This window comes from Skermanella sp., assembly GCF_059503625.1.
Genome location: NZ_JCACHA010000790.1, coordinates 5405 through 9452, shown reverse-complemented (window position 1 = coordinate 9452; position 4048 = coordinate 5405). Strand labels below are relative to the sequence as shown.

Below are 4048 nucleotides of genomic sequence, written 5' to 3'. Positions count from 1 at the left end.
CGACGACGGCGACGGCAGCCGGCAAATCCGCTGCCGCTGGACCATCATGGGATCGTCCGCCGAACCGGTCAGGTCGAGCTGCGGCATTCCGGTCGCCCGCTGGGAACCGTTCCAGGACCCGCACCAGTTCGACTACATCGTCGTGGTCGGCGGCCTGCTCCACGCCGGCCCCCAACTGGACGCCCAGGCGGTCGATTACCTGCGCTCGGCAGCCGCGCGCGGCGTCGGGCTGGTGGGGGTATGCACCGGCAGCTTCGTCCTCAGCCGGATCGGCCTGATGCGCGGCCGGCGCTGCTGCGTGAGCTGGTATCATCACCGCGACTATCTGGAGGAATTTCCCGACCATGAGCCGGTCGCCGACCAGCTCTACGTCGTCGACCGCGACCGCATCACCTGCGCCGGCGGGGCCGGCGTCGCCGATCTGGCGGCCTTCCTGATCGAGCGCCATCTGGGCGCCGCCTGTGCCCAGAAGACGATGCATATCATGCTGATCGACAAGGCCCGTCCGCCGGGGCAGAGCCAGCCTCAGCCGCCGACTTCCAGCAAGCCGGGGGGAGGCACCATCGCCAACGACCGCGTCCGCCGGGCCTTGCTGCTGATGGAGCAGAACCTCAGCCCGCCTCTGTCGGTCGAGCAGATCGCCCGCAGGCTCAGCGTCAGCACCCGGCAGTTCGAGCGGCTGTTCCGCGAGGCGACCGGCATGAACCCGACCGGCTTCTACCGAATCCTGCGCCTGCGCTACGGCCACTGGCTGCTGCGCCATTCGGCCCGCTCGGTCACGTCGATAGCGCTGGAGACCGGTTTCGCGGACTGCGCCCATTTCTCCCGCCAGTTCCGCGAGGTCTACGGCATCAGCCCATCCGAACTCCGCCGCGATGGTCCGCCGCCGGAACCCGCCGCCCTGACGGAAGGCTTGAGCGCCGTGGAGGCGCTGGCGCTGGACCGCGATCTGGTGCCGCCGGACCGGCGCCTGTTCGAGTAGCCGCCCGGTCGGGGCGTCAAGGTCAATCCCCAGCGTAGAGCTGTGGAACCCGGAACAATTGATGCCGGTCCCGCTTTTCCCAAGCAGGACCGGAAACAGGAGAGGTGCGTGCTCAAAATGACAAGTCGGCCGAACATACTGATATTGATGGCGGATCAGCTCACCCCCGGCGTGCTCGCGGCCTATGGCGGCGGACCTGCCAAGACGCCGAATATCGATGCGCTGGCGGCCGGCGGCGTCACCTTCGAGTCCGCCTACTGCAACAGCCCGCTCTGCGCGCCGTCCCGCTACGTCTTCATGTCGGGGCGTCTGCCGTCGGCCATCGGCGCCTACGACAACTCGGCCGAATTTCCGTCTGATGTCCCGACCTTCGCGCATTACCTGCGCCACGCCGGCTATCAGACCATCCTGGCCGGCAAGATGCACTTCTGCGGCCCGGACCAGCTTCACGGTTTCGAACAGCGGCTGACGACCGACATCTACCCGGCCGACTTCGGCTGGACGCCGGATTGGGACAGGTTCGGCCACCGGCCCTCCTGGTACCACAACATGAGTTCGGTCACCGACGCGGGGCTGTGCGTGCGGACCAACCAGCTCGACTTCGACGAGGAGGTGGCCTTCGCCTCCCGCCAGAAGCTTTACGATATCGCCCGCGGACGCGACGACCGGCCCTTCTGCATGGTCGTGTCGATGACCCATCCGCACGACCCCTACGCCATCACGCGGGAATACTGGGACCGCTATAGCGACGACGAAATAGAGCTTCCCCGCGTCAGCATCCCCCACGACCAGTACGATCCCCACTCTCTCCGGCTCCGCCATGTCAGCGACATGGACAACGCGGAGATCACCGAACAGCACATCCGCACCGCGCGCCGGGCCTATTACGGCGCCGTCTCCTTCATCGACGATCAGATCGGCCGGGTGCTCCAGGCGCTGCGCGATACCGGGCAGGACGACAACACCATCGTCGTGCTGCTGTCCGACCATGGCGAGATGCTGGGCGAGCGCGGGCTCTGGTACAAGATGAGCTTCTTCGAGCCGGCCTGCCGCATCCCGCTGATCGTCCACGCGCCCAAGCACTTCGCCGCGCACCGGGTAGCCGCCTCGGTCTCGTCGGTCGATCTGCTGCCGACGCTGGCGGAACTGGCCCATGACGGCAAATCGCCGGACTATGCGACCGCGATCGAGGGGCGCAGCCTGCTGCCGCATCTCCAGGGCACCGGCGGACACGACGAAGTAATCGGGGAGTATCTGGCGGAGGGCGCCATCGCCCCCATCGTCATGATCCGGCGCGGGACCGAGAAGTTCATCCACTCGCCGGTCGATCCGGACCAGTTGTACGACTTGGCCGACGATCCGGACGAGCTGGTCAATCTCGCGGCCGCACCGGCTGCGGCGGAAGCGGTCGCGGCCTACCGGTCGGAGATCGCCCGGCGCTGGGACCTTGAGAGCTTGCGCGCCGACGTTGTGGCAAGCCAGCGCCGCCGCCGGCTGGTCTTCGAGGCGCTCAACCGGGGTGGACGCCATTCCTGGGATCACCAGCCGCCGCCCAACGCGGCCGACAAATACATGCGCAACCACATCGACCTCGACGACCTGGAGGCGATGGCTCGTTTCCCGGCGGTGAGGCGGGGCACGACAACGACGGCTTAACAAGGGGAACAGACCGATGAAGGCATCCAGACTTGCGGCGGGCATCGCCACCGGCGGGCTTATGGGGTTGCTGCTGCTAGGCTCATCCGCACAGGCGGCCGATCCCGAGGCGTGCCAGACGGTGCGAATGTCCGACCCAGGCTGGACCGACATCACGGCGACCAATGCCGTCGCCGGCCTTCTGCTGAAGGCGCTGGGTTATCAGCAGAAGGTCGAGACGGTGGCGGTGCCGATCACCTTCCAGGGCCTGAAGACCGGCCAGATCGACGTCTTCCTCGGCAACTGGATGCCGGCGCAGAGCCATCTGGCGAAACCGCTGCTGGAAAACAAGGAAGCCGACCTGATCCGGGCCAACCTGGAGAACGCCAAGTTCACCCTGGCCGTGCCGAACTACGTCGCGGAAGGGGGAGTCCGCAGCTTCTCCGACCTTGGCCGCTTCCCCGACAAGTTCGAACGCAAGATCTACGGCATCGATCCCGGCGCTCCCGCCAACACCAACATCGACCGCATGATCAAGGAGAAGGCCTTCGATCTCGGCGACTGGGAACTGGTGCCGTCGAGCGAGCAGGGCATGCTGGCCCAGGTCAACCGCAAGTCCCGCCGCGAGGACTGGATCGTCTTCCTGGCCTGGGAGCCGCATCCGATGAACAAGAAGTTCAACATCACGTATTTGAGCGGCGGTGATGAATACTTCGGCGCCAACTACGGCGGCACCACGATCAACACGCTGTCCCGGCGCGGCTATGCCGAGCAGTGCCCCAATGCCGGCAAGCTGTTCAGCCAGCTCGTCTTCAGCACCGAGATGGAAAACGCGATCATGGAAGGCATCGAGGACAAGCGTCAGGATGCCTCGGTTGCCGCCATGGAATACCTGAAGGCCAACCCGGAGCCGATCGCGGCATGGCTGGACGGCGTCACCACCCGCACCGGCGAACCGGGTCTGCCGGCGGTCCGCAAGGCGCTGAAGCTGGATTGAGCGTTCGGTACGGTGGCGTAAGTATTAGGGGCGGTGGTTTTGACCACGCCCCTAAATATCCCACGCTCCCAATCCGTCATGCCAAGACTTGATCTTGGCATCTCCTGGCAGAATCTGACGTGAAGACTTCAACCTGAAGTCCAGATTTCAACCGTTCAGTTCCTGAAAGGAGATACCAAGATCAAGTCTTGGTATGACGGTAAAGTGGAGGAGGATTTCTGCGTGATTTTGGACTTCCCGATTTTGGATAACGTGAAGTATCAACGATGCTTCCCAATTCAAGCAGGCTCCAGCAGCCGGCTGACCGCGTCGATGACTTCCTGAGGGGCGAAGGGCTTGCGCAGGGTGGCGCTGGCGCCGAACTGCTCGGCGTGGCGGAGGAAGTCGCAGTTGCCGAGCCGCCCGCCGCCCGAGATCGCGACGATCGGCAATGT

The 4048-nt window shown here is 65.3% G+C and carries 3 protein-coding genes; all 3 read left to right on the top strand.

Annotated elements, in window-relative coordinates; genetic code table 11:
- On the top strand, window positions 1-982 hold a 982-nt coding region (locus AC5JJ6_RS27895; protein ID WP_496045188.1), incomplete at its 5' end, for a GlxA family transcriptional regulator.
- A gap of 117 nt (window positions 983-1099) precedes the next feature.
- Window positions 1100-2638 (top strand): choline-sulfatase, encoded by a 1539-nt coding sequence (gene betC / locus AC5JJ6_RS27890; protein WP_496045187.1) that lies wholly within the window; start codon window positions 1100-1102, stop codon window positions 2636-2638.
- A gap of 16 nt (window positions 2639-2654) precedes the next feature.
- Window positions 2655-3614 carry a choline ABC transporter substrate-binding protein gene (choX, locus tag AC5JJ6_RS27885; protein WP_496045186.1) on the top strand — a complete coding sequence of 320 codons (960 nt, stop codon included), beginning with the start codon at window positions 2655-2657 and terminating at the stop codon, window positions 3612-3614.
- The last annotated feature ends 434 nt before the right edge of the window (window positions 3615-4048 follow it).